The 26547-nt window shown below is 60.4% G+C and carries 30 protein-coding genes; 9 read left to right on the top strand and 21 right to left on the bottom strand.

Translation table 11 applies throughout. The features are described from left to right. Nucleotides 1–164: 164 nt before the first annotated feature. Nucleotides 165–1424 (top strand): HNH endonuclease signature motif containing protein, encoded by a 1260-nt coding sequence (locus HMPREF2912_RS01975; RefSeq protein WP_070520413.1) that lies wholly within the window; start codon nt 165–167, stop codon nt 1422–1424. Nucleotides 1425–1471: 47 nt separating this feature from the next. Here HMPREF2912_RS01975 and HMPREF2912_RS01980 read toward each other — a convergent pair whose 3' ends face one another. The 6 genes from HMPREF2912_RS01980 to HMPREF2912_RS02005 all read right to left on the bottom strand — a co-directional run bounded on the left by HMPREF2912_RS01980 (nt 1472) and on the right by HMPREF2912_RS02005 (nt 4707). Then, complete coding sequence (locus HMPREF2912_RS01980) at nt 1472–1771, bottom strand: MGMT family protein (protein ID WP_070533466.1); 300 nt, start codon at nt 1769–1771, stop codon at nt 1472–1474. Then, nucleotides 1743–2447 (bottom strand): VOC family protein, encoded by a 705-nt coding sequence (locus HMPREF2912_RS01985; RefSeq protein WP_070683126.1) that lies wholly within the window; start codon nt 2445–2447, stop codon nt 1743–1745. The genes HMPREF2912_RS01980 and HMPREF2912_RS01985 overlap by 29 nt, the downstream gene beginning before the upstream one ends. Next, a complete protein-coding gene (locus HMPREF2912_RS01990; protein ID WP_046648682.1) occupies nt 2447–2725 on the bottom strand; it encodes an RNA-binding S4 domain-containing protein in 279 nt (92 codons plus the stop codon). Before HMPREF2912_RS01990 ends, HMPREF2912_RS01985 begins: the two co-directional genes overlap by 1 nt. A 19-nt stretch (nt 2726–2744) precedes the next feature. Further along, nucleotides 2745–3392 carry a LysE family translocator gene (locus tag HMPREF2912_RS01995; RefSeq protein WP_070564094.1) on the bottom strand — a complete coding sequence of 216 codons (648 nt, stop codon included), beginning with the start codon at nt 3390–3392 and terminating at the stop codon, nt 2745–2747. 80 nt (nt 3393–3472) lie between these two features. Beyond that, on the bottom strand, nt 3473–4165 hold the full coding sequence (locus tag HMPREF2912_RS02000; RefSeq protein ID WP_070533472.1) for an SDR family oxidoreductase: 693 nt from the start codon (nt 4163–4165) through the stop codon (nt 3473–3475). A gap of 5 nt (nt 4166–4170) precedes the next feature. Continuing rightward, nucleotides 4171–4707 (bottom strand): NADPH-dependent FMN reductase, encoded by a 537-nt coding sequence (locus HMPREF2912_RS02005; protein ID WP_070683127.1) that lies wholly within the window; start codon nt 4705–4707, stop codon nt 4171–4173. Between the two features lie 82 nt (nt 4708–4789). On the opposite strand from HMPREF2912_RS02005, the gene HMPREF2912_RS02010 reads away from it, so the two are divergent. Genes HMPREF2912_RS02010 through HMPREF2912_RS02020 form a run of 3 tightly spaced genes read left to right on the top strand, consistent with a single transcriptional unit; the run spans nt 4790 to nt 8758 of the window. Continuing rightward, the gene (locus HMPREF2912_RS02010; protein WP_070520323.1) at nt 4790–5932 is read left to right on the top strand and encodes a Fic family protein; all 1143 of its coding nucleotides are present in this window, start codon (nt 4790–4792) and stop codon (nt 5930–5932) included. 23 nt (nt 5933–5955) lie between these two features. After that, a complete protein-coding gene (locus HMPREF2912_RS02015) occupies nt 5956–6570 on the top strand; it encodes a sugar O-acetyltransferase (RefSeq protein ID WP_232755543.1) in 615 nt (204 codons plus the stop codon). Beyond that, nucleotides 6563–8758 (top strand): ATP-dependent RNA helicase, encoded by a 2196-nt coding sequence (locus HMPREF2912_RS02020; protein WP_070683128.1) that lies wholly within the window; start codon nt 6563–6565, stop codon nt 8756–8758. The genes HMPREF2912_RS02015 and HMPREF2912_RS02020 overlap by 8 nt, the downstream gene beginning before the upstream one ends. Here HMPREF2912_RS02020 and HMPREF2912_RS02025 read toward each other — a convergent pair. Next, nucleotides 8755–9531 carry a TSUP family transporter gene (locus HMPREF2912_RS02025; protein WP_371441098.1) on the bottom strand — a complete coding sequence of 259 codons (777 nt, stop codon included), beginning with the start codon at nt 9529–9531 and terminating at the stop codon, nt 8755–8757. The genes HMPREF2912_RS02020 and HMPREF2912_RS02025 overlap by 4 nt on opposite strands. Before the next feature lie 16 nt (nt 9532–9547). On the opposite strand from HMPREF2912_RS02025, the gene HMPREF2912_RS02030 reads away from it, so the two are divergent. After that, the gene (locus tag HMPREF2912_RS02030; RefSeq protein WP_369815737.1) at nt 9548–10600 is read left to right on the top strand and encodes an AbrB family transcriptional regulator; all 1053 of its coding nucleotides are present in this window, start codon (nt 9548–9550) and stop codon (nt 10598–10600) included. On the opposite strand, the gene HMPREF2912_RS02035 is transcribed toward HMPREF2912_RS02030, so the two are convergent. From HMPREF2912_RS02035 to HMPREF2912_RS02045, 3 genes are all read right to left on the bottom strand, one after another. Next, on the bottom strand, nt 10580–11830 hold the full coding sequence (locus HMPREF2912_RS02035; RefSeq protein ID WP_083312471.1) for an ATP-binding protein: 1251 nt from the start codon (nt 11828–11830) through the stop codon (nt 10580–10582). The two genes, HMPREF2912_RS02030 and HMPREF2912_RS02035, sit on opposite strands and share 21 nt — an antisense overlap. 106 nt (nt 11831–11936) lie before the next feature. Next, the gene (locus tag HMPREF2912_RS02040) at nt 11937–13598 is read right to left on the bottom strand and encodes a DUF885 domain-containing protein (RefSeq protein WP_070624729.1); all 1662 of its coding nucleotides are present in this window, start codon (nt 13596–13598) and stop codon (nt 11937–11939) included. A 70-nt stretch (nt 13599–13668) separates the two neighbouring features. Then, entirely contained in the window at nt 13669–14238 is a 570-nt protein-coding gene (locus HMPREF2912_RS02045; protein ID WP_070624731.1) for an LOG family protein, read from the bottom strand. Between the two features lie 98 nt (nt 14239–14336). Here HMPREF2912_RS02045 and HMPREF2912_RS02050 point away from each other — a divergent pair, with 98 nt between their 5' ends. Continuing rightward, nucleotides 14337–15413 carry an ROK family protein gene (locus HMPREF2912_RS02050; RefSeq protein WP_070520347.1) on the top strand — a complete coding sequence of 359 codons (1077 nt, stop codon included), beginning with the start codon at nt 14337–14339 and terminating at the stop codon, nt 15411–15413. Here the strand turns inward: HMPREF2912_RS02050 and HMPREF2912_RS02055 are convergent. The 6 genes from HMPREF2912_RS02055 to amn all read right to left on the bottom strand — a co-directional run bounded on the left by HMPREF2912_RS02055 (nt 15410) and on the right by amn (nt 20395). Beyond that, a complete protein-coding gene (locus HMPREF2912_RS02055) occupies nt 15410–15988 on the bottom strand; it encodes an HAD-IA family hydrolase (RefSeq protein WP_070520350.1) in 579 nt (192 codons plus the stop codon). The genes HMPREF2912_RS02050 and HMPREF2912_RS02055 overlap by 4 nt on opposite strands. Further along, a complete protein-coding gene (locus tag HMPREF2912_RS02060; protein ID WP_070520352.1) occupies nt 15921–16316 on the bottom strand; it encodes a hypothetical protein in 396 nt (131 codons plus the stop codon). The genes HMPREF2912_RS02055 and HMPREF2912_RS02060 overlap by 68 nt, the downstream gene beginning before the upstream one ends. Before the next feature lie 63 nt (nt 16317–16379). Continuing rightward, nucleotides 16380–16862 (bottom strand): ferritin, encoded by a 483-nt coding sequence (locus HMPREF2912_RS02065; protein WP_070520355.1) that lies wholly within the window; start codon nt 16860–16862, stop codon nt 16380–16382. Between the two features lie 112 nt (nt 16863–16974). Next, nucleotides 16975–18423 carry a SulP family inorganic anion transporter gene (locus HMPREF2912_RS02070; protein WP_070624733.1) on the bottom strand — a complete coding sequence of 483 codons (1449 nt, stop codon included), beginning with the start codon at nt 18421–18423 and terminating at the stop codon, nt 16975–16977. Further along, nucleotides 18423–18938 carry a phosphoribosyltransferase gene (locus HMPREF2912_RS02075; RefSeq protein ID WP_070520361.1) on the bottom strand — a complete coding sequence of 172 codons (516 nt, stop codon included), beginning with the start codon at nt 18936–18938 and terminating at the stop codon, nt 18423–18425. The genes HMPREF2912_RS02070 and HMPREF2912_RS02075 overlap by 1 nt, the downstream gene beginning before the upstream one ends. Nucleotides 18939–18991: 53 nt before the next feature. Beyond that, nucleotides 18992–20395, bottom strand: coding sequence for an AMP nucleosidase (gene amn / locus HMPREF2912_RS02080; protein WP_070520364.1), 1404 nt, complete (start codon nt 20393–20395; stop codon nt 18992–18994). A 168-nt stretch (nt 20396–20563) separates the two neighbouring features. Between amn and HMPREF2912_RS02085 the strand changes: the two genes are divergently transcribed. Beyond that, nucleotides 20564–21313, top strand: coding sequence for an esterase/lipase family protein (locus HMPREF2912_RS02085; RefSeq protein ID WP_070520367.1), 750 nt, complete (start codon nt 20564–20566; stop codon nt 21311–21313). On the opposite strand, the gene HMPREF2912_RS02090 is transcribed toward HMPREF2912_RS02085, so the two are convergent. Genes HMPREF2912_RS02090 through bioB form a run of 3 tightly spaced genes read right to left on the bottom strand, consistent with a single transcriptional unit; the run spans nt 21310 to nt 23479 of the window. Beyond that, complete coding sequence (locus HMPREF2912_RS02090) at nt 21310–22233, bottom strand: Sir2 family NAD-dependent protein deacetylase (RefSeq protein WP_070520370.1); 924 nt, start codon at nt 22231–22233, stop codon at nt 21310–21312. The genes HMPREF2912_RS02085 and HMPREF2912_RS02090 overlap by 4 nt on opposite strands. Before the next feature lie 11 nt (nt 22234–22244). Further along, nucleotides 22245–22499 carry a biotin synthase auxiliary protein BsaP gene (locus HMPREF2912_RS02095; protein ID WP_070520374.1) on the bottom strand — a complete coding sequence of 85 codons (255 nt, stop codon included), beginning with the start codon at nt 22497–22499 and terminating at the stop codon, nt 22245–22247. After that, complete coding sequence (gene bioB / locus HMPREF2912_RS02100; RefSeq protein ID WP_070520377.1) at nt 22499–23479, bottom strand: biotin synthase BioB; 981 nt, start codon at nt 23477–23479, stop codon at nt 22499–22501. The genes HMPREF2912_RS02095 and bioB overlap by 1 nt, the downstream gene beginning before the upstream one ends. Before the next feature lie 78 nt (nt 23480–23557). Here bioB and HMPREF2912_RS02105 point away from each other — a divergent pair, with 78 nt between their 5' ends. Then, entirely contained in the window at nt 23558–24880 is a 1323-nt protein-coding gene (locus tag HMPREF2912_RS02105) for a M20/M25/M40 family metallo-hydrolase (protein ID WP_070520381.1), read from the top strand. 35 nt (nt 24881–24915) lie between these two features. Beyond that, nucleotides 24916–25416, top strand: coding sequence for a hypothetical protein (locus HMPREF2912_RS02110; protein ID WP_369821999.1), 501 nt, complete (start codon nt 24916–24918; stop codon nt 25414–25416). Between the two features lie 4 nt (nt 25417–25420). Here HMPREF2912_RS02110 and HMPREF2912_RS12515 read toward each other — a convergent pair whose 3' ends face one another. Together HMPREF2912_RS12515 and HMPREF2912_RS02115 are read right to left on the bottom strand one after the other, a co-directional pair. Beyond that, nucleotides 25421–25717, bottom strand: coding sequence for a CHY zinc finger protein (locus HMPREF2912_RS12515; RefSeq protein WP_083299197.1), 297 nt, complete (start codon nt 25715–25717; stop codon nt 25421–25423). Next, the gene (locus HMPREF2912_RS02115) at nt 25717–26544 is read right to left on the bottom strand and encodes an esterase/lipase family protein (RefSeq protein WP_070533500.1); all 828 of its coding nucleotides are present in this window, start codon (nt 26542–26544) and stop codon (nt 25717–25719) included. The genes HMPREF2912_RS12515 and HMPREF2912_RS02115 overlap by 1 nt, the downstream gene beginning before the upstream one ends. Between the last annotated feature and the right edge of the window lie 3 nt (nt 26545–26547).

A 26547-nucleotide genomic window follows, 5' to 3' on the forward strand; every position in this document is an offset into this window, starting at 1 on the left:
CACACCGCTACCATTTCAGTCTTCTGAACACACCTCTCTAATCACAACTTTCCGCCAGGGTATAGACTTGCCAAACGGTACAGAATAAACTCATTTTTCGAAAAGGGATTCGGACAGTGGGGGTTCGGTCCTTCTCAATATCTCTAACGAAAGAGGGGGTTGAATTGTCTTCCACTACAGAAGCCGTTGTTTTCTATTTCTCTCATTCCAATCCGAACGACCCGGTCTGCATGAAAGGTAAAGCCATACGCCAAGCAGACTACGAGTTTTGGTCTAGCGTCCTTCCCGCCTTGGACGAGGACTCAGATACAGCGTGCATGCGCCTTGGGCTAAAGACCGGCAAGGCGGCCGGGACGGTTGCTCGCATAATCATGGGGATTTACCGCCTGAAAGAGCTACCCCAGCTCAAGGCCCTGCAAGATGCAGATTTTTTGCTGGACTTACCCGCTTTGATTGCCATCGACCAGGTCATGGCTAAACTCGGCCAACCTTCCACTGAGGTAGTAGCCGCCATTGACGCTGCGTTGGCCCGTTGGCTTACGCCTACGAAGCCAAATCAGGTATTTCCCACCACGTCGCAGATTCGTCGCCGCATGCGTGACCTTGTCAAGGTCCATGATGACTCCATCGCAGTGGAGGATAAGCGCACAAAGAATCGATATTCCATTCTCACCCGCGACCAACGCGCCACCATAGAACTAGAGGTGGATAGCAGCGTTGGAATCATCATCCATGAGGCCATTAAGGCAGCTGCTGAAAAGCATGAAGTCTCGATGGCAGAAGCACTAATCCTTTTAACGACTGGAAAGGTAGAACCAGAAGCTGCCCGAGTAGTGCTCCACACTTATCAAGCGAGTGATGTCGAAGACGCGCCAGTGTATGTAGAAGGGCACGGCTGGCAGGTAGAGAATATCCCAGCACAAGCCGTAACGAAAAGGGACTTGAGCACCAAGCCGAAAGCCACTAATGGCTACGGACCAGCCACGTTGGTTCGCAAATATGTTGAAGGGCGCGATGGCACCTGCCGTGCAGCTGGCTGCGGAATGCCGGCGTGGCTGTGTCAATTAGACCACCGTATTAACTATGCCGATGGTGGGCCAACGCATCCGGACAACATGGTGGCGTTGTGCCAGCATCACCACAACATGAAGACCGATGGGCGGGCGTTCTATTTTTTGGACCCCGATACCGGGGATGTGGTCTGGCTCTTTGAGGATGGAACCTGGGCAATCACGGAACCTTCCGGGCCACTAGCACCAAAGAACAAACGCTGGGCGCGAAGCGTTGCGCAAGATATTGAAGGTTACCGCGCTAGGAAGCACCGGGAAGCTCAGGAGCTGAAAGCCGAGCTAGACCAAGAACAGCAAGCAAACACAAATAAGAAGACCGCTTATGGCAAGGGAGATGAAGAAATCCCCTTCTAGATAACTAGGTTCGTCGCTTAAAACGACGAAACACATTGGTGCTCGGCTTAGAGGAGGTAATTGAGGTCCGCCGCATCCAGCCCACATTCAGCGAGCACCACACTGTCGCCGCGGTGTGGAATGCCTTCGGCATCCCAATGGGCTTGGGCAGCGGAGGTGTGCGCGCGGCCGGTACTGTTGACCACACGCCACCAGGGCAGATCTTCGCTTTTCGCCATCACCCAGCCCACATAGCGCGCCCCGACCCCTACGACTTTGGCGATCTCTCCGTAGGTGGAGACGTTGCCAGGCGGAATGCGGAGAACGACCTCCGTAACCCTAGAGCTCGACGGGTTCTTCAGGGGCATCCTCGACCTCGCACAAGGTAAGCGTCGCACCCGTGGAATCCTCAATCAGGCACAATCGGCCGAATGGTGAGTCGTGGGGCTCGCGGATAACCTGCCCGCCATTCTCCACAACAGCCTTCGCTGCTTGGTCGATGTCCCGCACACCCAAGTATGTTTGCCAGAAACTCGGCAAACCTTCCGCATGCCAGAACCCAGCGAAGGCAGCGCCTTCTTCCTCCGCAACTGCATAATGCTCATCACCACGGATTTCCCAATCGAAGAGCTCACCATAAAAGTCCAGCGCTGAGTGAAAATCCTCCGAGACCGTCAGCTCGTGCCACACCGGGGTGCCAGGCTCACCGCCGGCGACGAAGCGGTCGAGCTCCGGCTGCGTCAAGCCAAACATGGCACCGGACTTGTCGAGTACGAGCGCCAGCGGGGCACCTAAAGCGAGGATTTTTCCGCCGAGTTGTTCTACTCGGGCGCAATCGGCTTCCAAGTCGCGGGAGAGGAAATAGGTAGCCCAGGTGTCCTGGCCCGGAACAATTTCTGCAATCGGCAGACCTTGAAGACGGGCGATGCCATCTTCGAATTCCCAGCCCAGCACGGCCGAGTAAAACTTCTCGGAGGCCTTCACATCAGAACTGGCCAGAGTAATCCAGTAGGGCATTCCTACTTCAGCTTCAAAGGCGGGCATTAAAGGTTCCTCCACTTCTCCGGGTCGAAGTCATCATCGGCGGTAGCCTCATCAAAATAATCGTCGTCGTCTTCGACGACGCGGGCGCAAGTGTCGGAGACGCAGATGACGTCGCCAAGCGCCAGCGTTGCTCCGCGCTGCTTAGTCACTTCCCCATTGACGGTAACCTGCCCCTGCTCGATGAGTTCTTTGGCCTCTCCCCCGGTGGCGACCAAGGAGGCCAGTTTAAGGAACTGGCCGAGCTTAATGGATTCTCCCTTAATTGAGACTTCTAGCATGTTGACCAGCATACCCAGCTCAAAGCGCAAGAATTCCCTCTGCCAGAATGATGACGCCAAGCAGGGCAAACACGACTCCGCTGAAGATATCTACCCCGGCGGAGTTCTTTGCCATCCACTTCGCCACCGCACGGGTGCACAACGCAACGCCGACAAAAATAATGAGGCTTTCAATAATCAGCACAGAACCAACCGTGGCATTCGCGCTCAAGCCCATGCCCGGATCGATGAAGTTGGCGAAGATAGCGCCGAAGAAGATGAGCACCTTGGGATTAGAAAGATCGCTGACCAGGCCCATGCGGTACGCCGTGCCGAGTCTGATTATGCCGTCCGGGGTGAACCCGCGCGGTTGAGGATTCATGGTTGCTGGAGCACGACGCTCTTTAATGCCGCTGCTTATTGCAGAAAATGCCATCCATAGCAGATAGCTACCGCCGGCAATCTGCAGCGCCACAAGGATTTCAGGATGGGCCGAAATCAGCGCGGTAAGCCCCGCCAGCGAAGCAACGGTCCATATCATCAAGCCAGTCGTGCTACCTATTGCGGCCCACACCGCTGCACGCGTGGAACGCGCACCCAAACGAATAATCTGAACCACATCTGGCCCCGGCGAAGCCATCGCCGCGAACCACACACCCATCAAGGCCACTATGGCGCTGAAAGCCACCTAACACCCCCATACTCACATGCGTTTTCACTAACACATGCCACTATAAGAGGCGTCTCACCTGCAGCGAAACAGGTAAATTAGCTTTGCGTACGCGGCTTAATAGTCATGGTGTCAATGTTGACGTGCTCCGGCAGGGACGCCACCCAACGCACTGCCTCAGCGATGTCTTCTGCGGTGAGGTTGAGCTCGCCGTCATAAACTTGTGCGGCACGTTTGGCGTCACCCCGAAAACGATTGAGGGAAAACTCCTCCGTGGCTACACGGCCCGGGTCAAGTTCGGTAACGCGAACGCCGTGCTCTTCAATACGCAGTGCACGAGAAATCACGCGGACGCCATGCTTGGCGGCGTTGTAACCGGAACCGCCCTCGTAGACGTTCCACCCGGCCACGGATCCCATGTTGATAATGAGCCCGCCCCGCAGCTTCGGCATGAGAGCCTGGATCATCCGAACGGTGCCAAGGACGTTGACGTCATACATCCACTGCCAATCCTCGATGGTGGTGTCCACGAGGGGCTCCAGGCCCTTAGCGCCACCGGCGTTGTTGACCAAGAGGTCAATGCGGTCGAGGTGGGAGACGAACTCGGCCACGGACTCGTCCGAGGTTACGTCGAGGGCATATGCCTCGCCGCCGATGTCGTTCGCGAGGGCCTCAAGGCGCTCGACGCGCCGCGCGCCGACGACGACACGCCAGCCGTCAGCCGCCAACGCTCTTGCCGACGCCTCCCCAATCCCCGAAGACGCTCCTGTAACGACTGCCACTTTTTCCATGCGCCCTAGGATAGGGCTTCTTCCAGCTCGGCGCAGATGTTTTCGACGATTCCACTCTTGAAATCAGCCGGGGTGAAGGTGCCATCCTTCATGTCGGTATTTAGCGAGATATCCAACTGAGTGCGCAGCTGCGGCATGGAGAAGTTCGCCATGATAAGGCGCCACGCCTCTACCGCGCGGATGCCGCCGCTGAAGCTGTAGCCCACGTAAGCAATCGGCTTGCCTACCCACTCGGCACCGAGGGAATCAACGGCGTTCTTGAACGCGCCCGGCACGGAGTGGTTGTACTCCGGGGTGACGAAGATAAAGGCATCGCAGGAATCGATAGCATCGGACCAGGCCTGCACATTCGGGTCCTCGTAGTTTTTGTTTGCCGCCATAGGAATGACAGAGGTGGTGAGGATCGGGACATCGAAAGCCTTGAGGTCAATGAGCTCGTAGTCCACGTCGCGGCCCTGAGCGAGGTCGGTGACCCACTGGGCGATGGCCAGCCCGGCGCGGTCGTCGCGGGTAGAGCCGAGGATGATGCCGATTTTCGCCATTAAAGTACCTTTCTTAATTTGTTAACGCGTCAACGTCTGAGGGTACGCCGATATGTCGACGCAATCGACAAGTCACCCAGATATGTCGAAAATTCTAGAAAAAATCGACATATCCGCTCAACATGTCTATTCTTTTACCATGCCAACCTATAGCCCGGACACCCCCTACAATGGGCTTCCGCCCCTCCCACCAGCAGAAGTGGTGGAAACCGTTCCCGTGCTTAAGGCCATCATCGATGCTAAGGAAAAACTGGCTGAACTGCGTACGGCCTGCCAGCTCATTCCCAACCCGGAGATCATCACCTCAACGATTCCACTGCGTGAGGCTCGTGCTTCCTCCGAGATTGAGAACATCGTCACCACTAATGACGAGCTCTTCCGTGCGGCGTGGCACGTCGATGCTGAGCCGACTCCTGCCACCAAGGAGGCTCTTCGCTATAACGCCGCGCTCCACGCTGGACTTTCCTCGCTATCGCAGCGACCTCTATCCGAGAAGACGGCAAAAATCGTATGCAGCACCCTTCTAGATACTCAGGCCGAGGTGCGTTCACTTCCGGGCACATTTATCGGTAACCCTGTAACGAAGGAGCGGCTCTACACCCCACCTGAAGGAAAGGAGATTATCGAGGGCCATCTCGCAGCGTGGGAGGACTATATATATTGCAGCCACGACGTTGATTCCCTCGTAAAGATGGCACTGCTTCACTATCAATTTGAAGCAATCCATCCTTTCTACGATGGCAATGGGCGCACTGGACGAATCCTTAACGTCCTCTACCTCATTCAAGAAGATCTTCTTGAGCTGCCGGTTTTATACCTGTCCGGGTATATCGTCGACAACAAAGCAGACTACTATCGCTATCTCAACGCTGTTACAGCCAAGGGAGCATGGCAAGACTGGCTTCTCTTTATGATCCGCGGCGTTCACGCAGCGGCTGCCGACGCCTCCTCGATGATTACCCAGCTTCGGGCTATCCAGGAAAACACTGCGCAACGAATACGTTCTGCGGGCGTGATTAACCATCCCCTCGAGATGGCCGAGCTCATTCTTATCAAGCCCTATGTACGCATTACTGACGTGGTAGAGATGGGCTTCGTCAAACGCCAAACTGCCAGCGCGTGGCTGGCACATCTCGTAGATTTAGGAATCCTCGAAGAAATCCAACAAGGCCGCTCCAAGGTTTTCCTTCACCGTGCCGCTCTCGATGTTCTGACTCGAGACTAAGACGAGGGAATAGGATGGCTGACATGCATCACCCAGACGAAGGATCCTTTGAGCGCATGACCAGCGGGCAGTGGTTCATGCCCGGTGTCAACGAGGAGGTCAGCGCCGAACATCGACGCGGCTTCCTGCTGGTCAAGGAGCTCAATGAGCTGCACAACACCAACCCAGAGCGCGCGAAGGAGATCTTGCGAGAGCTGCTTTCGCCCGAGTCCGAGGTTCCCGGGCTGCACGTCCCGCTCAACTTGGAGTATGGCTGCAATGTGACCATCGGAAAGGGCGTCTTCATCAACTTTGGTGCGACGATCCTGGCGCAGGCGCCTGTAACCCTCGGAAATCACGTCATGATCGGTCCGAACTGCTCGCTTATTACCGTGGGGCATCCTGTCAACGATCATGAGATGCGAGCAAACGGTTGGGAGATTGCGAAGCCTATCAGCGTCGGCGATAACACGTGGTTCGGCGCCAATGTCACTGTGTTGCCGGGCGTGACCGTGGGCAAGAACTGCGTCGTGGGAGCGGGCACGCTGGTGACTAAGGATATCCCGGATAACTCGCTGGTCTTGGGCTCACCGGGACGTGTGGTGCGCAAGCTGGAGGACAACGAAGATAGGTGGGAGCGCCAAGATCTCGATGTTTGATCTCAAGGCGATCGGCAAAGGACTCCCCGTCCTAGAGACTATTGATTCGCTTCCGTCCGCCGGTCACGTCGTCGTCCAGGCCCCGCCCGGCACGGGTAAGACCACGCTCGTTCCGCCGGCGCTGGCTAACCAAGTAGAGGGCAAGGTTCTCGTCACCGCGCCGCGCCGAGTAGCTGTGCGTGCGGCGGCAAACCGCCTTCAAGAGTTGTCAGGCCAGCGCATCGGCTATGCGGTGCGCGGTGATTCCCGCAAAGGTCAGGACGTCGAGTTTGTTACCCCCGGCGTGCTGTTGCGCCGACTGTTGCGGGATCCGGAACTCACTGGTGTTGATGCCGTAGCCATCGACGAGGTGCATGAACGCCAGCTCGATACCGATTTGGTGCTGGGCATGTGCTTGGAGTTGGCGCAGCTCCGCGATGATTTCCGGGTCATTGCCATGTCCGCGACTGTCGACGCCTCCCGCTTCTCCCAGCTCATGGGAGGGGCGCCGATCCATTCCACTGAGGCAGTGACGTACCCGCTCGACATTTCCTATGAACCGATTCCGGGACGTGCCGCGGGCGATCGGGAGTTTTGGAAAGGCGTGGCCAAGGTTGCCGCGCGGCAGCACGAGTCCACGCTGGTCTTTGTTCCCGGCGTGCGCGAGGTCAACCTGGTGTGTGATGCATTGAGCGGCCACAACGTTTTTCCGCTCCACGGCCGCCAAACCACGCAGGAGCAGGACGCGGCCCTGTATACGCGAGAACAGCGCATCGTGGTGGCGACGTCTATTGCGGAGTCCTCGCTGACCGTGCCGGGCGTGCGCACCGTCATCGATGCTGGATTGTCCCGCGTTCCCAAGCGGGATGCGCAGCGCGGGATGAGTGGGTTGGTGACAGTGTCGACGTCGAAAAGCAGCGCCGACCAACGCGCCGGACGTGCCGGGCGTGAGGCGCCGGGTACCGTCGTCCGTTGCTATTCGCAGGAGGATTACCAGCACTTTTCTCCGCACGTAATTCCAGAAATCCTTTCCGCAGACCTCACGCAGGCGGCGCTGTTCATGGACTGTTGGGGCGCGGGACCGGACTTCCCCTTGCTTGATCAACCGCCGAAGGCCGCGCTTGCCGACGCCCACCGCACCCTGGAATTGCTTAACGCTGGCGAGGAATTGGCGTTGCTGCCGGTGCACCCGCGATGGGGCGCGGCACTGTTGAAGTACGGTGCGGGGGCAGCACGCACGATTGCCCGCCTGGATGATTCGGACCCGAAGCGGCTGGCCCGCCTGGTGCCCGACAAGGGGCCGGTGGACCCAGGCGTGGTGGTCGCTACTGCCTTCCCGGAGTTCGTGGCTAAGCGCGTGGGTGACAAGGAGTACTTGTTAGCGAGCGGTACCCGCGCGCGGCTACTCAACGGTGAACAGGGAGCTGACTGGTTGGCGGTGGCGGAGGTGTCGTTGGCGCAATCTGGTAACGCCATCATTCGTGAAGCCGTGCCCATCGCGGAAAAGGATGCGCTCAGCATTATCGGCGTGACCGAAGAGACGCGAGCGTTTCTCGACGGATCCAAGGTCCGCGGCGTGCGCGTGCGTGCGGCAGGTGCCATCGTGTTGTCGGAGACGCCCGTGAAGGTCTCTGGCGATGAGGCGGTGGAGGCACTGCGTAAGTCCGGACAGGGCTTAAGCTTGTTCCACTTCAGCGAGAAGGCCCAGAACCTGCGGGAACGTCTGCGGCATCTGTATCGGGCCTACGGAGAGCCCTGGCCAGATATCGACAATGCCAACCTTGAGTGGCTGGATCCGGAGCTGCATGAGTTGGCGATTGGCGGGCGCCCAGACATGTATCCGGCGCTGCAACGATTGCTGCCGTGGCCCGAAGCCAGCCGCTTGGACGAGCTCGCGCCGGAGCGTTTGCCGGTGCCGTCCGGGCGTGATGCAAAGATTGATTGGTCCGGCGAGCGCCCGGTGGTTTCCATCAAGTTGCAGGAGTGTTTTGGTTTAGCGGAGTCCCCCGAATACTGCGGCCACCACGTGCAATTCCATCTACTGTCTCCCGCCGGGCGGCCGCTTGCTGTGACCGATGACTTGGCCAGCTTCTGGTCCGGGCCCTATGCCGGGGTGCGCGCCGACATGCGCGGGCGCTACCCAAAACACCCGTGGCCCGAGGACCCGTGGAATGCGGTAGCAACCGCAAAGACGAAGAACAGGATTTAACCCCACTGCTGCCAGGCCAGGTACACGCTCATCACCACGACGAGAGTGAGCAGCGCATAACGGATGAGCTTCGCACCGCCGCCGAGCACTGTTCGCGCGCCCAGCTGCGCACCAATGATATTTGCCGCTGCGAGAACAAGTGCTAGGCCCCATACCACGTGCCCGCCCAGAATGAAGGCGATGAGCGCGCCAACGTTGGTGCACGTGTTGACCACCTTGGACATCGCGGCGGAAGTAAGGAAGTTCTGGGAGAAGATGGCTGTAAATGCCATGATGAGGAACATGCCGGTGCCGGGGCCAAAGACGCCATCGTAGAAGGCAATGGCCGCCACGGCGGCTAACCCCGCCCACGTGCGCCAACCGCCGCGGATTCCCTCTCCTTCGCCGCTTCCGAAGCTTGGACGGAAAGCAACGAAGGTACCCACCGCCACCATGAGCACGATGATGACTGGGCGCATGATGTCTTTGTCGATGAGCGCGACCGCCGTGGCGCCGAGGCTGGAGCATACAAGGGCGATAAGACCCATACGGATGAGCTCGCCCTTCGGCGGGCGGACTTTCTTGACGAGCGTAATGGCCGCTGACGCTGTGCCAGATACCGCCGCCACCTTGTTTGTGGCTAGGGCGGCGGCGGGAGCAAGCTGCGGTGCCACCGCCATGATGAGCGGAATAAGGACGAGGCCGCCGCCACCAATAACGGCGTCGATCCATCCGGCCACGGCAGCTCCAATAGTGAGAATCGCCCAACCACTCAATCCAAAGCCCATGACCATCATTAAACTCGATTGCATGTCTGTGCGTGCAAGGTGGGCCATCGTTGCCCCGGGATCTGTTGCTCTCGGGGCAGTATTCAGCTACCTGCACGTGCCCGCCGCCTGGATTCTGGGCGCCATCGTGGTCTCCGGCGCCATGGCACTGACGACGGGCAAGGAGCTTTCCGTCAACGATCGCTTCTATGCTGTCGCTCGCGGTTTCATCGGAATGATGGCGGGGATACCGCTGACCCTTGTGCCTGCCTCCACGCTCATTGGCTTTGTGCCGGCTGCGGTGACGATGTCCCTCATCACCGTGCTTATCGGTGTCGCTGGCGGTGTTCTGCTACACCGCTCACAGCCGAAGGATATTTCCTGGGAGACGGGCATTTTATCCATGCTGCCCGGCGGAGCCTCGCTCATGCCCGCGCTGGCTAGCGAGCTGGGTGCGGACTACCGCTACGTGGCGCTGACGCAATATCTGCGCCTCCTGGCGGTGTCGGTATCGCTCCCTTTGGTGGTTTCTTTGTTAGATGCTCCTGCGGGCGAAGGCGTCGACATGAGCGTTGACGGCGAGGTCACGTGGTGGATTGTGCTGCTGACCCTCGCTATCGCCGTGGTTGGTGAGAAGCTAGGCAAGCTCGTGCGTTTGCCTGCGGCTGCGGTGCTAGGTCCGCTCATCTTGACGGTGCTGGTCGCTCAGGTTATCCCAGCCGGCCACACCTTGGAGCCGCTCTACGTGTTCAAGATCATGGCATTCATGTCCATCGGCTGGGTCTGCGGTGGCGGGCTTTCCGTGCCGGCCTTGCGGGCCTTCGCCAAGCAGCTACCCGCGACGATCCTCTTCATTGTCGTGGTCATCGGCGTGTGTGCGCTGACCGCCCTGCCATTGACCGCATGGCTGGACATCACCTACTTTGAGGCTTACCTCGCCACCTCGCCCGGCGCGCTGGAGACGGTTCTCGCGCTGTCCGCAGAAGGAGGGGCGGGTCCCGCCGTGGTGGCCGTGCAGATTATCCGACTCATCATCGTGCTGGTCATCGCCGGCTACCTGCCGCAGATTCTGGGGCTATTCCGCAAGCGCCGCTAGTGGTACCACCCAGACCCCATCCGGACGTTGGAAAGCTGGACCGCTGGGAATCACAACTATCAGCGCTGCTGGAGGCGAAGAAAGCTTAGCGGCTACGTGCTTAAGGTGTGCTGCCGCTGCATCGACCTCGTTGTGCGAAAGTTTCGCCTCAAATCCCACCCACGAACCATCTCGAAGCTCCACTACTGCATCAATTTCTTCGCGCCCCTTCATATCCCTCAGGTGGAATACTCCGCGCGCACGCAGTGCCTGCGCATAGACGCGCAGATCGTGCACAAGTTGCGCCTCGAAGAGGATGCCTAATGTCTCTAAATCTCCAAGCAGTTTATCTGGACCCGTTCCCAACAAAGCAGCAGCCAAACCAGGATCGGCAAGCTGGCGTTTAGGCATTTGGACCATGGAAGTCTTCGACCTCGTACGCGGTGACCAAGCTGGTTGATCCTCAATAAGGAAGAGGCGAGTAGCAAAATCGTGAATGACGTTCACAGTTTCTGCGGCTGGTGTCGAGGTAGCGCTGCTGAGTTCTCCTATGCGTTTACGAATCGCTGCAGCGGTGGCCGGCTGGGCAACTAGTCCGGCATAGGCATGAAGGAAAGACTGGAAGCGGCGCGGATCGCGGCGCGGTCCGCCAAGCTCCGGGTAGTCGTGCTCGCTCATCTCCGTGAGGTAGGACTCCATCCCTTCCTGCGCGTCGAGCGGATCAAGGTCAAAGAATTCCGGAAAACCACCAGCAACGATCCAGCGGGCATAATCCGCCACGGTGGCGTCCGTCCCAGCTGTAGGATCTTGATTGCCAGCAATGATGGCGCCCAGTGATACCCGCTCAGCAGCAAGTTCTCGCTCTGCCAAACTCAACGTGCGCAATTGAATCGAACGAATACGGCCTGCGCCCGAATGCCTGGTGGCATCGTCATTGGGCGTGGAGGAGCCTGTAAGGAGAAACTGTCCTTTCTCCGGTGAGTCATCAACTGCATGGCGCACTTCATTCCAGATAGCAGGGACAACCTGCCACTCATCAATAAGCCGCGGCCGCGCCCCTTGAAGCCCCAAAGCCGGTTGCATGCGCGCAAGGTTTGCTTCTGGGGAGTCACGGTCAAGTTGAATGACGGACTTTGCGAATTGGCGTGCTGTTGATGTTTTCCCACTTGCACGGGGGCCTTTGAGGAAGAGGGCTCCCGAAACACGGAGCCCTCTCTCGACTTCTGCATCAACGATTCGGGGCAGGTACATACCACGCATGTTAGCCCGACAAGTGGATAAATCACAGAGTCACTAGTGGATAAATCCAAGAGTCAGGTGTGGATAAATCCAAGAGTCTAAGAAGCGACCTGGGGTTTTAGTCCAGAATTGTCTCACGCAGGATCGACATCGGCACAGAGCCTAGGGCCAATGCCTGGGAGTGGAAATCGCGTACGTCCATGCCCTGCTCCACCGCAGCGTCGCGGGTTTGCTGCCACAGGCGCTGGCCCAAGGCATAAGACGGAGCCTGACCCGGCCAACCCAGGTAGCGGGTGACCTCGAAGGAGAGGTTGGCATCATCCATCGCGGTGTTCTCACGCATGAAGGTCTTGACGTGGGACTTATCCCAGACACCGGACGTGTTGCAATCCGGCAAAGGCTTACCCAAGTGGAGTCCGATGTCCACCACGACGCGGGCGGCGCGGAAACGTTGGGCGTCGAGAAGCCCCATGCGGAAACCTGGGTCATCCATGTAACCCAGCTCCGCCATGAGTGCTTCCGCGTAGAGAGCCCAGCCTTCACCATGGCCGGAGTTCCAGGTCACCGCGCGGCGCCACAGATTGAGGTCAGGCTGGGTCAGCGCGGCACCAATCTGCAGGTGGTGGCCCGGCGCGCCCTCATGGTGGACAGTGGTCAGCTCCTGCCAGGTGTGGAAAAGCTCCTGACCAGACGGTACGGACCACCACATGCGGCCGGGGCGGGAGAAGTCATCCGACGGCGAGGTGTAGAAGATACCGCCGGTGCCGGCCGGGTCGATGCAGCACTCGATTTCTTTAACGGCCTCCGGGATATCGAAGGCGGTGCCGTCGAGGTCCTTAATGACGCGATCCGCGGTGGACTGCATCCACTCCACCAGCGCGTCGGTGCCATGGAGCTGGTAGCGCTCCTCCTCGTTGAGCTTGCGCATCGCGGCGCGGACCGTCACGTCGGAGCCATAGAGCTCGTGGGCGATCTTTTCTTGTTCCGCCTTGATGGAACGCACCTGATCCAGGCCCCACTCATAGGCCTCATCGAGGTCCACGGCATCCCCGACGAAAAGCCTGGAGAAGCGCTCGTAGCGCTCCCGGCCCACCGCGTCCTGGGACGGAGCCTGCGGTTGCAGCTCGTTGGAAAGCCAATCGGCGAATTCGCCGAAGGCTTCCTTGGCCGCGTCCACCTCGGGGCCCTCCACGCCAAGGTCCTCGAGCATGGAGCCGGCGTCGGCAAGCCGCTCACTCTGCACGAATACTTCCGAGATCTGGCGTTGGGGCGCCACCATGCCACGCGACGCCGCCTCGGTGAGGGACTCCTTGTAGCCGCTGAGGGATGCCGGCACCTTCGACAGGCGCGAACGCAGGGCGTCGAGCTGTTCCGGAGTGTCCTTCGGCATGAGCATCAGGGTGTCGCGGATGGTCTGCACCGGCGAGGCAATGTTGTTAAGACAACGGATGTCCTCACCAGCATGGTGCAGGTCAAGATCCAGGCAGAGACGGTCGCGCAGGACGGCGGCGGTGACGTAGTCCACCTCGTCGAAATCGTCGTCATCGTCGGATTCGTCGGTGGTGTCATCGAGTGCATCGAGATCCGCCATCATCTCACGGGTGCGATCCGCCACGGAGGAGTAGTACTCCGGGGAGAAATCTTCCAGCTCCCCATCGAAGCCGGGGATTCCCCACGCGGTGGCATCGGTGGGCGTGAGCTGCGCGAGGTCGTGGACGAAGTTATCGCACGACGCGTCCAGCAGCGAAGGCTGGCGCTCTGCGTTCTGGTCAAAACTCATAAGGGCGAAGTCTAACGAAGATCTGGGGCTTTGGGCCAACCCGGCGCCGCCTTATTTACCAGGTTGTTAGCTAATTGTTGCTCCACTTGCTACCCGGGCTCACCCAGGATGCGAATTCGTTCAGCACTTCAGCTGGATCGGCATTGACCACGAGCGCATCGAGGAAGCGTTTTTGGACAAACCCCTCCTGCACCATTGCGGAGTACATTTTTCTAAACGGCTGCCAGTAGCCGTTCACGTCTACGAGTCCCACCGGCCCATCGATGTTGCCCAACTGCTGCAAGGTGAGGACCTCGGTGAGCTCCTCCAGGGTCCCCACGCCACCCGGCAGGCACACGAAGGCATCGGCGAGCTCCTCCATGCGCGTCTTGCGCTGGGCCATGGTGTCGACCACCTCGAGCTGGGTTACCCGCTGGTGGGAAAGCTCGTAATCGACGAGCTGGCGCGGGATTACTCCAATGACGGTTCCGCCGGCGGCAAGGCAGGAGTCCGCAACGATACCCATCAGGCCTACGTCACCACCGCCATAGACCAGGGTGAGGTTTCGGCGCGCGAGCTCCTCCCCCAAATGGTGCGCGGCTTGGCTATAGGCCTCAGAGTTTCCGGCGGCGGAGCCGCAGTACACAGCAACAGAATCCATGGGTATCACTCTATCGCAGGCGCATTTCTAGACCATGATGTCTACTGAATCCTAATTTCTATTAGACAATGCGGTCTGGTGAATTTATACTTGACGCCATGATTAAATCCGGTCCCGTGTTCACGCGCCCCCGCACCCCAGCGGCGAAGTGCCTCCACATCATTCGACTCAACCCCGTTGTCACCCGCAGTGAACTTGTCGAAGCCACGGGACTCTCCCAGCCCACAATCACCCGCGCCACCGCCGCGCTTTTGGGTGCTGGACTGATCCGCCAGCGCACGGATTTGACGCAGTCCCGCGGTCGCGGGCGCCCCACAGTGCCCCTGGAGGTAGCGGATAATGACTGGATGCTGGCCGGCATTGCCGTCGGTACCGCCTTTACCCACATCGCCTTCTTTGACACGCAGGGACGCACGCTCCGCGAGGAAGACGTGGCTACACCGGTTTCTCGCCTGAGCGCGAGTGACGTCATCGAGCACATCATCGCTGGCGTTAATCGCCTCATGGCCGGCCTGGATCGCCGCTTGGTGTCAGTCGGCGTGACCACCTCCGGCAGCGTCAACGAGGCCGGGCGCATCACCGCCCACAACCTGGGGTGGGACGAAATGGACATCGCCAGCCGCCTGGAGTATCAGTTCGGCGTTCCAGTAGTTGTGTCTTCCGTCATCCCGGCGATCCTCGGCTCAGAGACGCAGTCGACGGAGATGGGAGCGGAGAAGCCCGTCATGGTGCTCTACGCGGATGACTCCGTTGGTACTGCGCTCACAGTTGGCGATGAGATCGTGCAGCTCAACATCGATGACCCTGACTCTCTCGCTACGCAGGCGGTGCTCGATGTGACAGGTGAGGAGTCTTTCCCAGACGTGGTTGCGAACGCTGACGATGAGACGCGAGCGCTTCTCGACGACCGCGCACGCTCCCTCGGCGCCACCGCCGCTGAGCTTTTGGCTGAGTACAAACCTGACACCCTCGTGGTAGCCGGCGGAGCCTTCTCAGATGATCCGGCAGCGCCGAAGCTCTTTGCTTCCGCTGTACGCCAGGCCACCGACCACCCGGTGGAGCTGCGCATGATTCCCTCGCACACCGAGATTGTTCGCGCCTGCACCCGCGCTGTGGCGCTGGACCCGCTGCTGCGCGTGCCGCTCGATCTCGGCCGCGAGGCCAAAGCTGCCTAAAAGGGGATTGAAGTAATTCCCGTAAAAAGGTGGGCTTTGAGCCCAAGGTGCTGGGCGCCGGCGACGAAGTCCGGCCGATCGTCGAAGAAGTGGGTGTCCTTGGCCTGGGCCCCGAGGGCATCCACGGCCACGAGGTAGGCTTCCGGATCCGGCTTGGCCACCCCTATATCGCAGCTCAGCGTCACGGCGGCGCATTCTTCCAGCCAGGGCTGCGTCTGGCGGATCCTGGTTCCCAATGCCGCCGGCACATTCGCCAGGATGCCAACACTATGGCCCTGGCCAATAAACCCTAGGACCGCACGAACCATTTCTTCGTCGGCTACCAGCAGGTGCTCGGTGTCCAATTCGATGGCGTGGCTGACATCAAAAGGAGCAAGACCGGCCAGCGCGCGAATGCGGCCCCAATATTGCGCATCGCTCAGGTGCCCAGCGTCATATGCAGGGCGAAACTCCTCATAAAGAGACCAAAAGTGCTCTACATTGTCGGGACGGAGGTAATCCTCCAGCTCAGCGTTCCCGGCGGGCGTAGCTGACCGCATGAGCACGCCGTAGAGGTCGAAGAGCAAAGTGGCCATGCGCCCAGTGTAGCCAGACCGCAAGAGCGCCAGTCAGCGTGCCCGCTACGAAAAGCGGAAGCGATAGTGTGCCATGTGCCAACAGCGTCGAGGTTGCCCCCACGAGGAATAGCCCGCCCACGCTAAACAGGGAGCGGCTCAGCGCCGTCGCCGCCGCGGCGGCGCACAATAAGAGGGCAAGCCCGGCAAACGGGCCGAGCATCACCGCGAGGGCGAAGAAAAAGGTTCCCAGAGCCATGTTGGTTGCCGCCAGCCACATGCCACCGACCAATGCAATCGCTAGCCCGGCAAGGGCACCGCAGATGAGCATGAGGCGCGTTGTAGTCATAAAAAAATTCTCCCACCAACCGCAGGGGGCCGTGGGAGAATCCGCGCAAACTATATGGCTTCGTTACCGTTGCGCCAGCGAGCCATCGACGCGCAGCAGGCCAGAACCGTCATTGCCCACCAGCTTGAGCTGGTCAATGATCTCAGACACGGAGGACTCTTCCTCAACCTGCTCCTCGAGGAACCAGTTGATGAGACCACGGGAATCCAGGTCCCCAGCCGCATCTGCGGTGCGGGCGATCTCTCGGATCTGCTCCGAGACCTTCTGCTCATGCGCGAGGGATGCCTCAAAAGCATCGAGCGGGGTGGCGGCCTTGACGGAGCCGACCTGGATATCCTCCAGCTCGACGCGGTAGCCGCGGTCCAACAGGTGCTCGGCGAACTTCTGTGCGTGCTCGCGCTCTTCCTCTGCCTGCTTGAAGAACCAATCGCGCATGCCTGGGAAGGACAGGTTGTCCATCTCGTAGGCCAGCTGAGTGTAAATCAGGGCTGCGCCGTGCTCATTATTGACCTGGGCGTTGAGGAGCGTTTGCAGTTTCTCATCCATAAGAGTTATTCCTTTCGTGTGTTGTTCCCACAATACAGAAAAAAATCGGGCGCGCTAGCAAGGTGATCTTAAGCAAACTCGCACGTCATAACACTTTTTCTGGTAGGTTTACCTAACCCAAATCTGAGATCCGCTGGTAACGCGCGAGGCTAACACCATCAAGGCCCCGGAATTCCACCGCTATTCCACGGCTTGCGTACTTGCTTTCCACAGCCTGGAGCACCGCCACGGTTGAGGCATCCCAAATATCGGCCTCTGAGAAATCCACGATGACCTTCTCCACCGGCAGGGTGTAATCGAAGGCGTAGACCAGATCGTTCGAGGAGGCGAAGAAGAGCTGGCCGCGCACAGTGTAGACGTTGCCCTCTAGCTCCACCGACACGAGGTGGGCGACGCGGCGTGCAAAGGCCACCGAGGCAGTGAGCACACCGAGGATCACACCGACCGCCAGGTTATTCGTGGCCAAGGTGCCAATCACCGTCACCAGCATGACGAGGGTTTCGCTCAGAGGCATGCGGTGAATCGTGCGCACCGAGCGCCAATCCACGGTGTGGAAGGACACCATAAACATGACCGCCACAAGAGCAGCCATGGGGATTTTCCCTACGGTGTCCCCCAACACGAGGATGAGGATAAGGAGGAAGACGCCGGCGAGGAACGTCGACAAGCGCGTGCGTGCCTGCGATTCCTTGACGTTAATCATGGTCTGGCCAATCATCGCGCACACGCCCATGCCGCCGATGGCAGCGGCGAGCATGTTGCCGATGCCCTGGCCCACGGATTCGCGCGTTTTATCGGAGTGGGTATCCGTGAGGTCGTCGACAAGCTTGGCGGTGAGCAGGGATTCCATGAGTCCGACGAGTGCCACCCCCAGTGCATAGGGAAGGCAGAGGAGGAGGGTGTCCTTCGTCCACGGGATATCCGGAATGACGAAACCGGGCAGGGAGGTCGGCAGCTCGCCTTGATCCGCGACGTCGGGAACCTGCCAGCCGAAAATCACAGTCAACATGGTGACAACCACGATCGCCACGAGGGGCGCGGGGATTACCGTGGTGATGCGCGGCCACACCACCATGATGACGAGGCCCAGAGCAACGAGAGGATAGACCAGCCACGGCACCTGCCACAGGTGACCCAGCTGCGCGGTGAACATGAGGATGCCCAGCGCGTTGACGAAACCCAGCATGACGCTGCGGGGGATGAAACGCATGAGCTTGGCGACGCCCAGCATTGCCATCACTACTTGCAGGATGCCCGCCATCCAGATGGTCAGGAGCACGTACTGCAGGCCATGCTCGTGGGCCAGGGGCGCGATAACCACGGCGACAGAACCAGCTGCAGCGGAGATCATGGCTGGGCGCCCGCCAGTGATGGCGATGGACATTGCCATGATGACGGAGGCGAAGAGCCCCACCTTGGGGTCGAGCCCGGCGAGGATGGAGAAACTTAAGACTTCCGGGATGAGGGCCAGCGCAACAGCAAGCCCGCCAAACATCTCCTTGCGGAAGCGGGCGGGCGAGCTGAAGGCCGCGCGGAAAGAACCGGCGGAACGGTCAGACATTAGTGGCCGTCTTTGAAGGAACCATCGCGGGTGATGACCGGCAGGACCGACCAGGCAAAGTTGATCCACTGGTCGGTCTTCTTCCACGAGAAGTCCGGCTCAAAGATGGTGGTCGGCTTGGTGTAGATGACGGCGGACTTGACCTCGGACGCGGTCTGCTCGAGCAGGTTGACCACGAGGTCGAGGGTCTTGCCGGAATCCGCTACGTCATCGACGACGAGGACCTTCTTGTCCTTGAGCGAATCCGTATCCAGCTGCGGGTTAAGGAGAATCGGCTCCGGCAGGGTCTCACCGATATCGGTGTAGAACTCCACGTTGATAGCGCCCATTTCTTTGACGCCGATGGCATAACCAATAGCGCCTGCAGGGATCAGGCCTCCGCGGGCCACGCCCACGATGAGATCCGGGAACCAGCCCGAATCCACGATTTGTTGCGAAAGGTAGCGGCTGGCCTCACCGAAGACCTCCCACGTCAGGTTCTCGCGTTCCGGGTTCCACCACTCCGGGGTGCTCATCGTCTAGGTCTCCTTCGCCAGATTGTGCATTTCCCTCAGTCTAATCATCTACCTCAGCGGAACGGAACCTCCGCCACCGTTCGGCGCAGTTTGCGGGTGCGCAGCCGCTCCGGATTCTCCGCCAAAGCCTCCACCGCGCGCACCGCACACATGACGTGGGCTTCCTTCGAGTTCGAGTAAAAGGCCTGCGCTTGGGCGGGAAGCTTGGGCACGGCGTGCAAAGGTAGATCGGAGACCGACAGCAGCGTGCCGTAGGGGATGCGGTAGCGGTAGCCGTTGGCGGCCAGCGTGCAGGATTCCATGTCCACGGCCACCGCGGTAGAGTGGCGCAGCCATTCCCACAAGTCCCGGGAGGTGCGCCACTCCCAGTTGCGGTCATCGGTGGAGAGCACCGTGCCGGTGCGCATGAGCGAATTGTCTTTCCCGTATACCTCCTCGACGGCGGCCTCCAGCATGCGCTGGATTTCCGGGATGGCGGGAATCGGGTTGCTGGTGGTGACGGTGCCGTCGAGGATGTGGTCTTCGCGCTGATAAGCATTGCCCAGAATGAGGTCGCCGATGCGCATGCGGCCATCGAGCCCTGCGCAGTGGCCGATCATGATCCAGGCCTCCGGGCGCAGGACCGCCAAGCAGTCCGTAATGGTCTTGGCGTTAGAGGGGCCTACACCGATATTGATCATGGTGATGCCATCTCCGCCGGCGGTGATGAGATCAAAACGGGGCATCTGGTAGCGGGAGGTGAGGGTGAGCTCGTCGACGTCGAGAAGCACCGCGTCATTGGAGTGGATGGTCTCCCCCGTGGGCAGCACGAGCGCGGTGTAGCGTGAATCCTCACGTGAGAGTTCGCGCAGGCCGAACTTGACGAACTCGGTGGTGTGCATGGCGTAGTTGGTGAACAGGATGTACTTCTGCACGGTGTCCACCTCGATACCGGTGTAGTGCTCGATGCGAGCACAGGCGATGTCGAAGCGCTGCGGGCCGAAGTGGAACAGCGGCTTTTCTTTCCCGTGAAAGGCCTTCCACGCGCCGTCAACGATCCCGTCATGAACCGCATCGAGGGTGGGCCGGGGTATATCGCCGCGGTCCTGGGGAATTTCTGTAATCCCCCGGATATATTCCGGCGGGATGCGCTCATCCGATTGACCGACGTAGATATCGCAGGGGTAGTTATTGGTGAGCCGCGTGAGCTGCTCCGTGAGGTAACTACGAATCAGCCATGGTTTTGATATCACTGCCGAGTAGCGGCCCTCTTGGTCCACGTAGCCGAAGGGCTCAGAGCGGTCGATGGGTGTCCATTGGCGGATATCCACGGTGATCTTCGGGTAGACCACGTGGCGGTAGGCGTCGTGGTCCCCCGAGGCGAGAGCGTGACGTGCCAGCTCGCAGGAACTGTCATAGAGCTCGCTGAGGCGGGAAATCGCTTCATTGACGGAGTGGACATGCTGCAGGTCGGTCATGCTCGCGAGTGTATCCATGAAAGAAGCCCGCCGCGGTGAGGCGGCGGGCTCTATCCCCATGACTAATCCGGTAACGCGTGCGGTGTGGAGCTCACCGCCCGGCCCGTATTAGGCAAGCCTTAGCTTAGTAAAAAAGTTGGAGGGGCGTCAAGGGTAAACTGCAATCCCATGACCACACTCCCCCTCGGTGCCCGCAGGCGGACGCGAGGCGTGTGCGAAGACGACTGGTCCGCGCGCCCCACCGCCGAACGACCCTGGCCGGTTATTTTGATCCACGGAACCTGCGACAGCAAAGGCGTCTGGCAAGTCCTCGCAGACATGCTCCGCGCCGCTGGCTGGGCCACCTTCGCCCCTGACTACGGGACCCGCGCCACCGCTCCCCTGCAGGAATCCGCCCGGCAGCTCGACGCCTACATCAACGCCGTCCTTGCCGTCACCGGCGCGGAAAAGGTGATCCTCGTGGGGCATTCCCAGGGCGGATTGCTGGCTCGCTATTGGATGCGCATGCACGATAGCGCGGGGTTTGTACGGCACGTCGTCTGCATCAGTGCGCCCAACCACGGAACGACCCAGGGCGGAATTGCCAGCCCCCTCTTCCGTGGCGAGCGCCAGGAGGAGGTCGTGCGCACGCTTATCGACGGCTGGTTTGGCCCCGCCGGCATGCAGCAAGTAGTCGGCAGCGAGGTCGTGGAGGCAACGAACCGCGACAGTGAGGTCGAACCCGGTGTGAGCTATACGTGCATCGCCACGCGCTCCGATGCCGTCGTGGTTCCACCCAACACCTGCTTCCTCAACGGCCAGCAGGTACGAAATATCTATATTCAGGACATCGAGCGCCGCGCGATAATCCGCCACGAAGACATGCCCTTGGACAAGCGGGTATGCCACGTGGTGCTCGAAGAACTGGAGCAGCTTTAGAGTTCTAGCTCATCCAGGATCGCGTCGAAAGCCGGGCCCACCTGGGTGCGCCACAGGGTGTCGACGCGATCGTCGGCGCGTCCCGGCCCTCCATTGATGGTGGCCACGCGCTTGCCTTGTTTCTTGGCCTCTAGGACGAACCGAAAGCCGCTCATGACCGCCAACGAAGAACCGGCAACGAGCACCGAGTCCGCCGCGTTGACCATCGCATAGGCGGCGTCCTTTTTGTAGGTAGGCACTGGCTCACCGAAATAGACTACGTCTGGCTTCAGGCGCTGCGAGCCGCACTGCACGCAGCCGGGCATGACGAATTCTTCCACTGCTTCCTCGCTGAGGGCGACGTCGCCGTCGGGGTTCACGTCCGCTTTGTTGACTGCCCAGCGTTGGAGGAATTCCGGGTTGGCTGTGGCCGCGCGGGCGTCGTAGTCCGCGCGTGCTTCTTCGTACCCGCAGCTCAAGCACACGACGTGCTGCATATCCCCATGCAGGGCGATGAGGTTGCGCTGCCCAGCTTCCTCGTGCAGGCCATCAACGTTCTGCGTGACAACGCCCGTGAGAAGCCCGGCGCGCTCGAGCTCGACCAAAGCGTAGTGCGTGCGGTTGGGGTGTGCGGCCTGCATGACCCGCCAGCCCACAAAGGCGCGGGCCCAGTAGCGGTGGGAGGCCTGCGGGTCGTGCAGGAACTCCTGGTAGGTCATGGGGCGGTGCCGGCTGAGGGAGCCGTTCGGGCCGCGGTAATCCGGCACGCCTGATTCTGTAGATACACCTGCTCCCGTGAGGACCATGACGTTGCCGCGGCGTAGTTGCTCGGCGACGGCGTTCAACGCTTGTTGTGGAGGCGTCGGGGTCGCAATCTCTGAGACGACGCGGGAAATCGAGCGCAGCGCAGACCGATGGGCGTGGGCAACAGCGGGATCCATGGTGCCCCAGCTTACGGAAGTACCTCCTCATAGAGATAGTCCGAGTCGAGCTCGCCATGGCGCGAGCAGCGCGCGTTCCAGCCGTCCGGGCGCACCTGCACCACCATGCGGCGCCCGCACAGCTGGCAATAGCGCGGGACGTCCAGGCCGGCCGCGGCTGCCGGGTGCAGGGTGAATTCCTCGCTTAGTGGTTTCCCAGTGTTGGGGTGGAACAGCGGCTCCTCGCCGGCGAGTACGGCAGCGGCCAGCTCCGTCGAGCTGTTCATTAGAGCGCCTTGATGGGCAGGTCGATGCGGCCGAGCATGTCGACGTCCTTCTCGATCTGCTTGCCCAGCGTGGTCAGGTAGTTTCCGGCGATGATGGCGTTGATGCCGCCGAGGAGGCCCTTTTCGGTGCCGTCGTCACCGAGGGAGAGCTCGCGGCCGCCTGCAAAACGGAGGGTCACGGACGGCATGGCCAGGCGGAATGCGGCCACGGCGCGCAGCGCCTCACCGAGCGGGACCAGCGGGTAATCCGCGAACGGGGTGCCCGGGCGGGGATCAAGGAAGTTCATCGGCACCTCGCAGGGCTCGATCTGGGCCAGCTGGTAAGCGAATTCGGCGCGGTCTTCTAGTGATTCGCCCATTCCGATGATGCCGCCGGAGCAGACTTCCATGCCGACTGCACGGACATTCTCGAGGGTCTCTTTGCGCTCCTCCCAGGTATGCGTGGTGACCACGTTGGGGAAGAAGGACTTGGAGGTCTCCAGGTTGTGGTTATAGCGCTGGGCGCCCATGTCCTTGAGGCGCTGCGCTTGCTCGCGGGTCAGGGTTCCGAGCGAGAGGGAGATTTCGATATCGACTTCATCCAGGATGGCCGGAATGGCCTCGGCAACCTGGGACAGGAGGTTCTCATCTGGGGCTTTCACAGCTGCCACGATGCAGAACTCCGTCGCACCCGTCTTGGCCGTCTTCTTGGCGGCCTCCACCAGCTCCGGAATGTTGAGACGCGCGGCGCGTACGGGAGAATCAAACAGGCCCGACTGTGAGCAGAAGTGGCAATCCTCCGGGCAGCCGCCGGTCTTAATGGAGATGATGCCTTCCACGGACACGTCCGGACCACACCACTTGAGGCGGGTCTTGTGGGCGATGTCCGCGATCTCTTCCAGCTGCTCATCCGGGATCTGGAGAACCTGCAGGAGTTCTTCTTCGTTGAGGCCGATGCCCTGCTCCAGGGCCTTCTCGCGTGCGATGTCTACGATGCTCATGCGGGAAACATTACTTGAACACCGTTCAAGTTGTGGTAAATCTGCCGGTTTCATGTAGTCCGGGCTACCCTTTAGGCCATGGATTCCACGCTCTACGACGACACCCTCGCACTGCTTCAGCAGCTCATTCGCAATGCCTGCGTCAATGACCTCACTCCGGATTCCGGCCACGAGGTCCGCAATGCCGACACGTTGGAGCGGTTTTTCGCAGGCACCCCGGTGGAGATTCAACGCTATGAATCGCACCCGGGCCGCGTCACCATCGTGGTGACCGTTCCGGGTGACCCGGACAAGGAGCCGCTCACGCTCATGGGCCACACCGACGTCGTGCCCGTCGACGAGCCCAAGTGGACCAAGCCACCTTTCGACGCCGTCATCGAAGATGGCAAGCTCTACGGCCGCGGCGCGGTGGACATGCTCTTTATTACGGCGACGATGGCGGCGGTGACTCGCGATGTCGCTCAGCGCGGCAACCCCGGCGGCACCCTGGCCTTTGTCGGCATGGCCGACGAGGAGGCCCGCGGCGGCTTGGGCTCCATCTGGATGGATAAGCACCACCCGGAGGCCTACTCGGTGCGCAACTGCCTCTCGGAAACCGGCGGCAGCCACCTGCCCGGCGCGCTCGGCTTCAACGTCGGTGAGAAGGGCGCGGGCCAGCGCCGTCTGCACGTGCACGGCGATGCCGGCCATGGCTCCACGCCGTTTGGGAAGGACTTTGCCATCGTCAAAATCGGTGAGGTTGCTCGCCGCATCGCCGCCGCCGAGCCACCCGTGGCCACGGATGAGGTGTGGCAGGGATTCGTCAAGACCTTCCGCTTCGACCCCGCAACGGAGGCAGCGCTTCTCGACGGCTCCGCTACCGCGGCCGACTATGAAAAGTTCGGTAGTTTGTCCGCCTACGCTCACGCCTTCTCGCACACGACAATTGCCCAAACTGTCCTGCGCGCGGGTGGCGCCATCAACGTGCTGCCTTCCCACGCCTACCTGGAGATGGATATCCGCCCCTTCCCTGGCCAGACCCAGGAGGAGCTCGACGAGTTCCTGCGTGAGGCCCTCGGCGATATGGCCGACGAAGTAGAGATCGAGCACCTTATTACGGAGGACGCCACACAGTCCTCCACCGATACTGAACTGTGGCGCTGCATCGAGGAGACCGCCCACGAATTTTTTCCGGATAAGGAGGTGCTGCCGGTGCTGGCGACGGGTGGTTCCGACCTGCGCGTGGCGCGTCGCCGCGGCGGCAACGCCTATGGCTTCGCGCTGCATGCGGAGGATCGGGATATGGCCAGCGCAAACTCGCAGCTGCACAGCCACGACGAACACCTCTACCTGGAAGACTTGGATTTGACTGTGAAGGCGTATTTTTCGCTGGTAAATCGTTTCTTAGGAAGCGAGCACTAACGCAAACGTGTAAAAGCTGTGGCACAATGTGGCGCATGAGAAATAAGCTTGTCCTCTGCTCCGTTGCTGCTGCCATCGGCCTGTCCGCCCCTACCGCATCCGCCGACATGGTGGATGACTACCTGGCCAAGGTCCCTGCCGGCCAGATTTCCTGTGAGCAGGCCACCAAGTACTACACCAATCCGTCTGACTACAACAGCAAGAAGTCCCAGGCGCTGGCTGCTGCCAACTTCCACCCGCGTGGTCCCGAGATCCGCGACGCCGTCGCCCGCGCCGACGAGGCCATCGCTCGCTGCGGCCTGAACGGTGGCGGCGGCAACACTGCTCCTGCTCAGAACACTGCACCAGCTAACAACACTGTCCCTGCCAACAACGGTGGTGGTGCCCCGGCAAATAACGGCAATAACGCCCCATCGAACAACGCTTTTCCGACCTTCCCGGTGACCATCGGCAACTTCACCTTCAACGTCCCGGACATTCTGGCGTACCTCAAGACCCTCGTCGAGGGCACCCCGCTGGCCCAGCTTTTGCCGTAGAAGACTAGCGGAAATACGTCCCCGCGTGCAGCGCACAGCCTGTATTGAAGGCATGCCCGCACGCGGGGCATTTATATGCTGAGTATTCGGCATAGGTCATTGTTCGGCCGCAGGCCCCGCACATGACGCAGAGCTGGTCTTTCGGCATGGGTCCGAATTCATGGTCGGTCAGCTCCGCGTGGCAGAGCGAACACGCGAACCATCCGCCGCAGGTGTGGCACTTGTTCGCAATGACGTCGACAAGCGTGTGCCAGTGACGGCACCGGCCGTCCGCATCGATGGCACCCTGGATGTGTGTCACTAACGCGTGAGCCCCCACAGAATCTGATCGTGCACGCGCGGGTCATGGGGTAGATTTCCATGTTCGACTGGGGCGGATTCCACATTGACCACGTCCGCGCCCGGAACAGCGCTCAGCTCCGAGGTCTGGTTCGGCGTCACGGTATTATCCGCCGGCGAATAGATGGACGTGTAAGTAACGCCGGGCGCGGTATCCGGAAGCTGGTTGAGATTCTCCATAAAATCCGAGCCCTCCAACTGCTCGATGCCAGCGCTGGTGCCGAGGAAATCAACCACATCGGGCGCGATCTTTGCGGCCGTCTTGAGGGGCGTTGCCCGCCCGCCCCACGTCGTCCCGTGGAAGTTCGCACCGATGGTGACCACGCGGTTCACTTCATCCGCTGAGCCGTAGAGTTGTGTGAAGGTCTTGGTGTGCAGGCCGCCCTGGGAGAAACCGACGAGGTTTACTTTGTTTGCTCCGGTGACCTCACGGATGTGTTCAATATGCCCGGCGATCTCGCGCCCGGAAGAATCTAGATCCGCAATCCCCTTCATGTAGTCGTAGGCGTTCTGGTACGCAATGTCCTCGGCGCCATAGTCGAAGGCCCACACGCACATCCCTTGGTCCTTGAGCTTCGGGATGAGATCGTTCCACTCGGCCGAGTTTGCCGAAGTACCGTGCAATAAAACAACGGGTTCAGTGACGGAACCCGTGGGCTTACAGTCAGGATCATTGATGCCGAGATCCTGCGCGGCGGAGGTCTCCATGGTCTGGGCATGAGCCGGAACGGGGGCGGCAGTGCCGAGGAGGATTGCAAGGAAAGCGCGCTGTAAAAAGCCGTTTTTCATGAG

This window comes from Corynebacterium sp. HMSC056E09, from assembly GCF_001813425.1.
Classification (GTDB): Bacteria; Actinomycetota; Actinomycetes; order Mycobacteriales; family Mycobacteriaceae; genus Corynebacterium; species Corynebacterium hesseae.

What these genes read in the sequence shown, in the direction of transcription:
- HMPREF2912_RS02065 (WP_070520355.1), bottom strand. Translation starts at nt 16,862, where the DNA reads ATGGATGAGAAACTGCAAACGCTCCTCAACGCCCAGGTCAATAATGAG.
- HMPREF2912_RS02105 (WP_070520381.1), top strand. Translation starts at nt 23,558, where the DNA reads ATGGATTCCACGCTCTACGACGACACCCTCGCACTGCTTCAGCAGCTC.
- HMPREF2912_RS02090 (WP_070520370.1), bottom strand. Translation starts at nt 22,233, where the DNA reads ATGGATCCCGCTGTTGCCCACGCCCATCGGTCTGCGCTGCGCTCGATT.
- HMPREF2912_RS02045 (WP_070624731.1), bottom strand. Translation starts at nt 14,238, where the DNA reads ATGGATTCTGTTGCTGTGTACTGCGGCTCCGCCGCCGGAAACTCTGAG.
- HMPREF2912_RS02050 (WP_070520347.1), top strand. Translation starts at nt 14,337, where the DNA reads ATGATTAAATCCGGTCCCGTGTTCACGCGCCCCCGCACCCCAGCGGCG.
- HMPREF2912_RS02035 (WP_083312471.1), bottom strand. Translation starts at nt 11,830, where the DNA reads ATGTACCTGCCCCGAATCGTTGATGCAGAAGTCGAGAGAGGGCTCCGT.
- amn (WP_070520364.1), bottom strand. Translation starts at nt 20,395, where the DNA reads ATGACCGACCTGCAGCATGTCCACTCCGTCAATGAAGCGATTTCCCGC.
- HMPREF2912_RS02055 (WP_070520350.1), bottom strand. Translation starts at nt 15,988, where the DNA reads ATGGCCACTTTGCTCTTCGACCTCTACGGCGTGCTCATGCGGTCAGCT.
- HMPREF2912_RS02070 (WP_070624733.1), bottom strand. Translation starts at nt 18,423, where the DNA reads ATGTCTGACCGTTCCGCCGGTTCTTTCCGCGCGGCCTTCAGCTCGCCC.
- HMPREF2912_RS02075 (WP_070520361.1), bottom strand. Translation starts at nt 18,938, where the DNA reads ATGAGCACCCCGGAGTGGTGGAACCCGGAACGCGAGAACCTGACGTGG.
- HMPREF2912_RS02115 (WP_070533500.1), bottom strand. Translation starts at nt 26,544, where the DNA reads ATGAAAAACGGCTTTTTACAGCGCGCTTTCCTTGCAATCCTCCTCGGC.
- HMPREF2912_RS01990 (WP_046648682.1), bottom strand. Translation starts at nt 2,725, where the DNA reads ATGCTAGAAGTCTCAATTAAGGGAGAATCCATTAAGCTCGGCCAGTTC.
- HMPREF2912_RS02000 (WP_070533472.1), bottom strand. Translation starts at nt 4,165, where the DNA reads ATGGAAAAAGTGGCAGTCGTTACAGGAGCGTCTTCGGGGATTGGGGAG.
- HMPREF2912_RS02060 (WP_070520352.1), bottom strand. Translation starts at nt 16,316, where the DNA reads ATGACTACAACGCGCCTCATGCTCATCTGCGGTGCCCTTGCCGGGCTA.
- HMPREF2912_RS01980 (WP_070533466.1), bottom strand. Translation starts at nt 1,771, where the DNA reads ATGCCCCTGAAGAACCCGTCGAGCTCTAGGGTTACGGAGGTCGTTCTC.
- HMPREF2912_RS02025 (WP_371441098.1), bottom strand. Translation starts at nt 9,531, where the DNA reads ATGGTCATGGGCTTTGGATTGAGTGGTTGGGCGATTCTCACTATTGGA.
- HMPREF2912_RS02010 (WP_070520323.1), top strand. Translation starts at nt 4,790, where the DNA reads ATGTCGAAAATTCTAGAAAAAATCGACATATCCGCTCAACATGTCTAT.
- HMPREF2912_RS02020 (WP_070683128.1), top strand. Translation starts at nt 6,563, where the DNA reads ATGTTTGATCTCAAGGCGATCGGCAAAGGACTCCCCGTCCTAGAGACT.
- HMPREF2912_RS02030 (WP_369815737.1), top strand. Translation starts at nt 9,548, where the DNA reads ATGTCTGTGCGTGCAAGGTGGGCCATCGTTGCCCCGGGATCTGTTGCT.
- bioB (WP_070520377.1), bottom strand. Translation starts at nt 23,479, where the DNA reads ATGAGCATCGTAGACATCGCACGCGAGAAGGCCCTGGAGCAGGGCATC.
- HMPREF2912_RS02015 (WP_232755543.1), top strand. Translation starts at nt 5,956, where the DNA reads ATGCATCACCCAGACGAAGGATCCTTTGAGCGCATGACCAGCGGGCAG.
- HMPREF2912_RS01985 (WP_070683126.1), bottom strand. Translation starts at nt 2,447, where the DNA reads ATGCCCGCCTTTGAAGCTGAAGTAGGAATGCCCTACTGGATTACTCTG.
- HMPREF2912_RS02085 (WP_070520367.1), top strand. Translation starts at nt 20,564, where the DNA reads ATGACCACACTCCCCCTCGGTGCCCGCAGGCGGACGCGAGGCGTGTGC.
- HMPREF2912_RS02040 (WP_070624729.1), bottom strand. Translation starts at nt 13,598, where the DNA reads ATGAGTTTTGACCAGAACGCAGAGCGCCAGCCTTCGCTGCTGGACGCG.
- HMPREF2912_RS02110 (WP_369821999.1), top strand. Translation starts at nt 24,916, where the DNA reads ATGAGAAATAAGCTTGTCCTCTGCTCCGTTGCTGCTGCCATCGGCCTG.
- HMPREF2912_RS02005 (WP_070683127.1), bottom strand. Translation starts at nt 4,707, where the DNA reads ATGGCGAAAATCGGCATCATCCTCGGCTCTACCCGCGACGACCGCGCC.
- HMPREF2912_RS02095 (WP_070520374.1), bottom strand. Translation starts at nt 22,499, where the DNA reads ATGAACAGCTCGACGGAGCTGGCCGCTGCCGTACTCGCCGGCGAGGAG.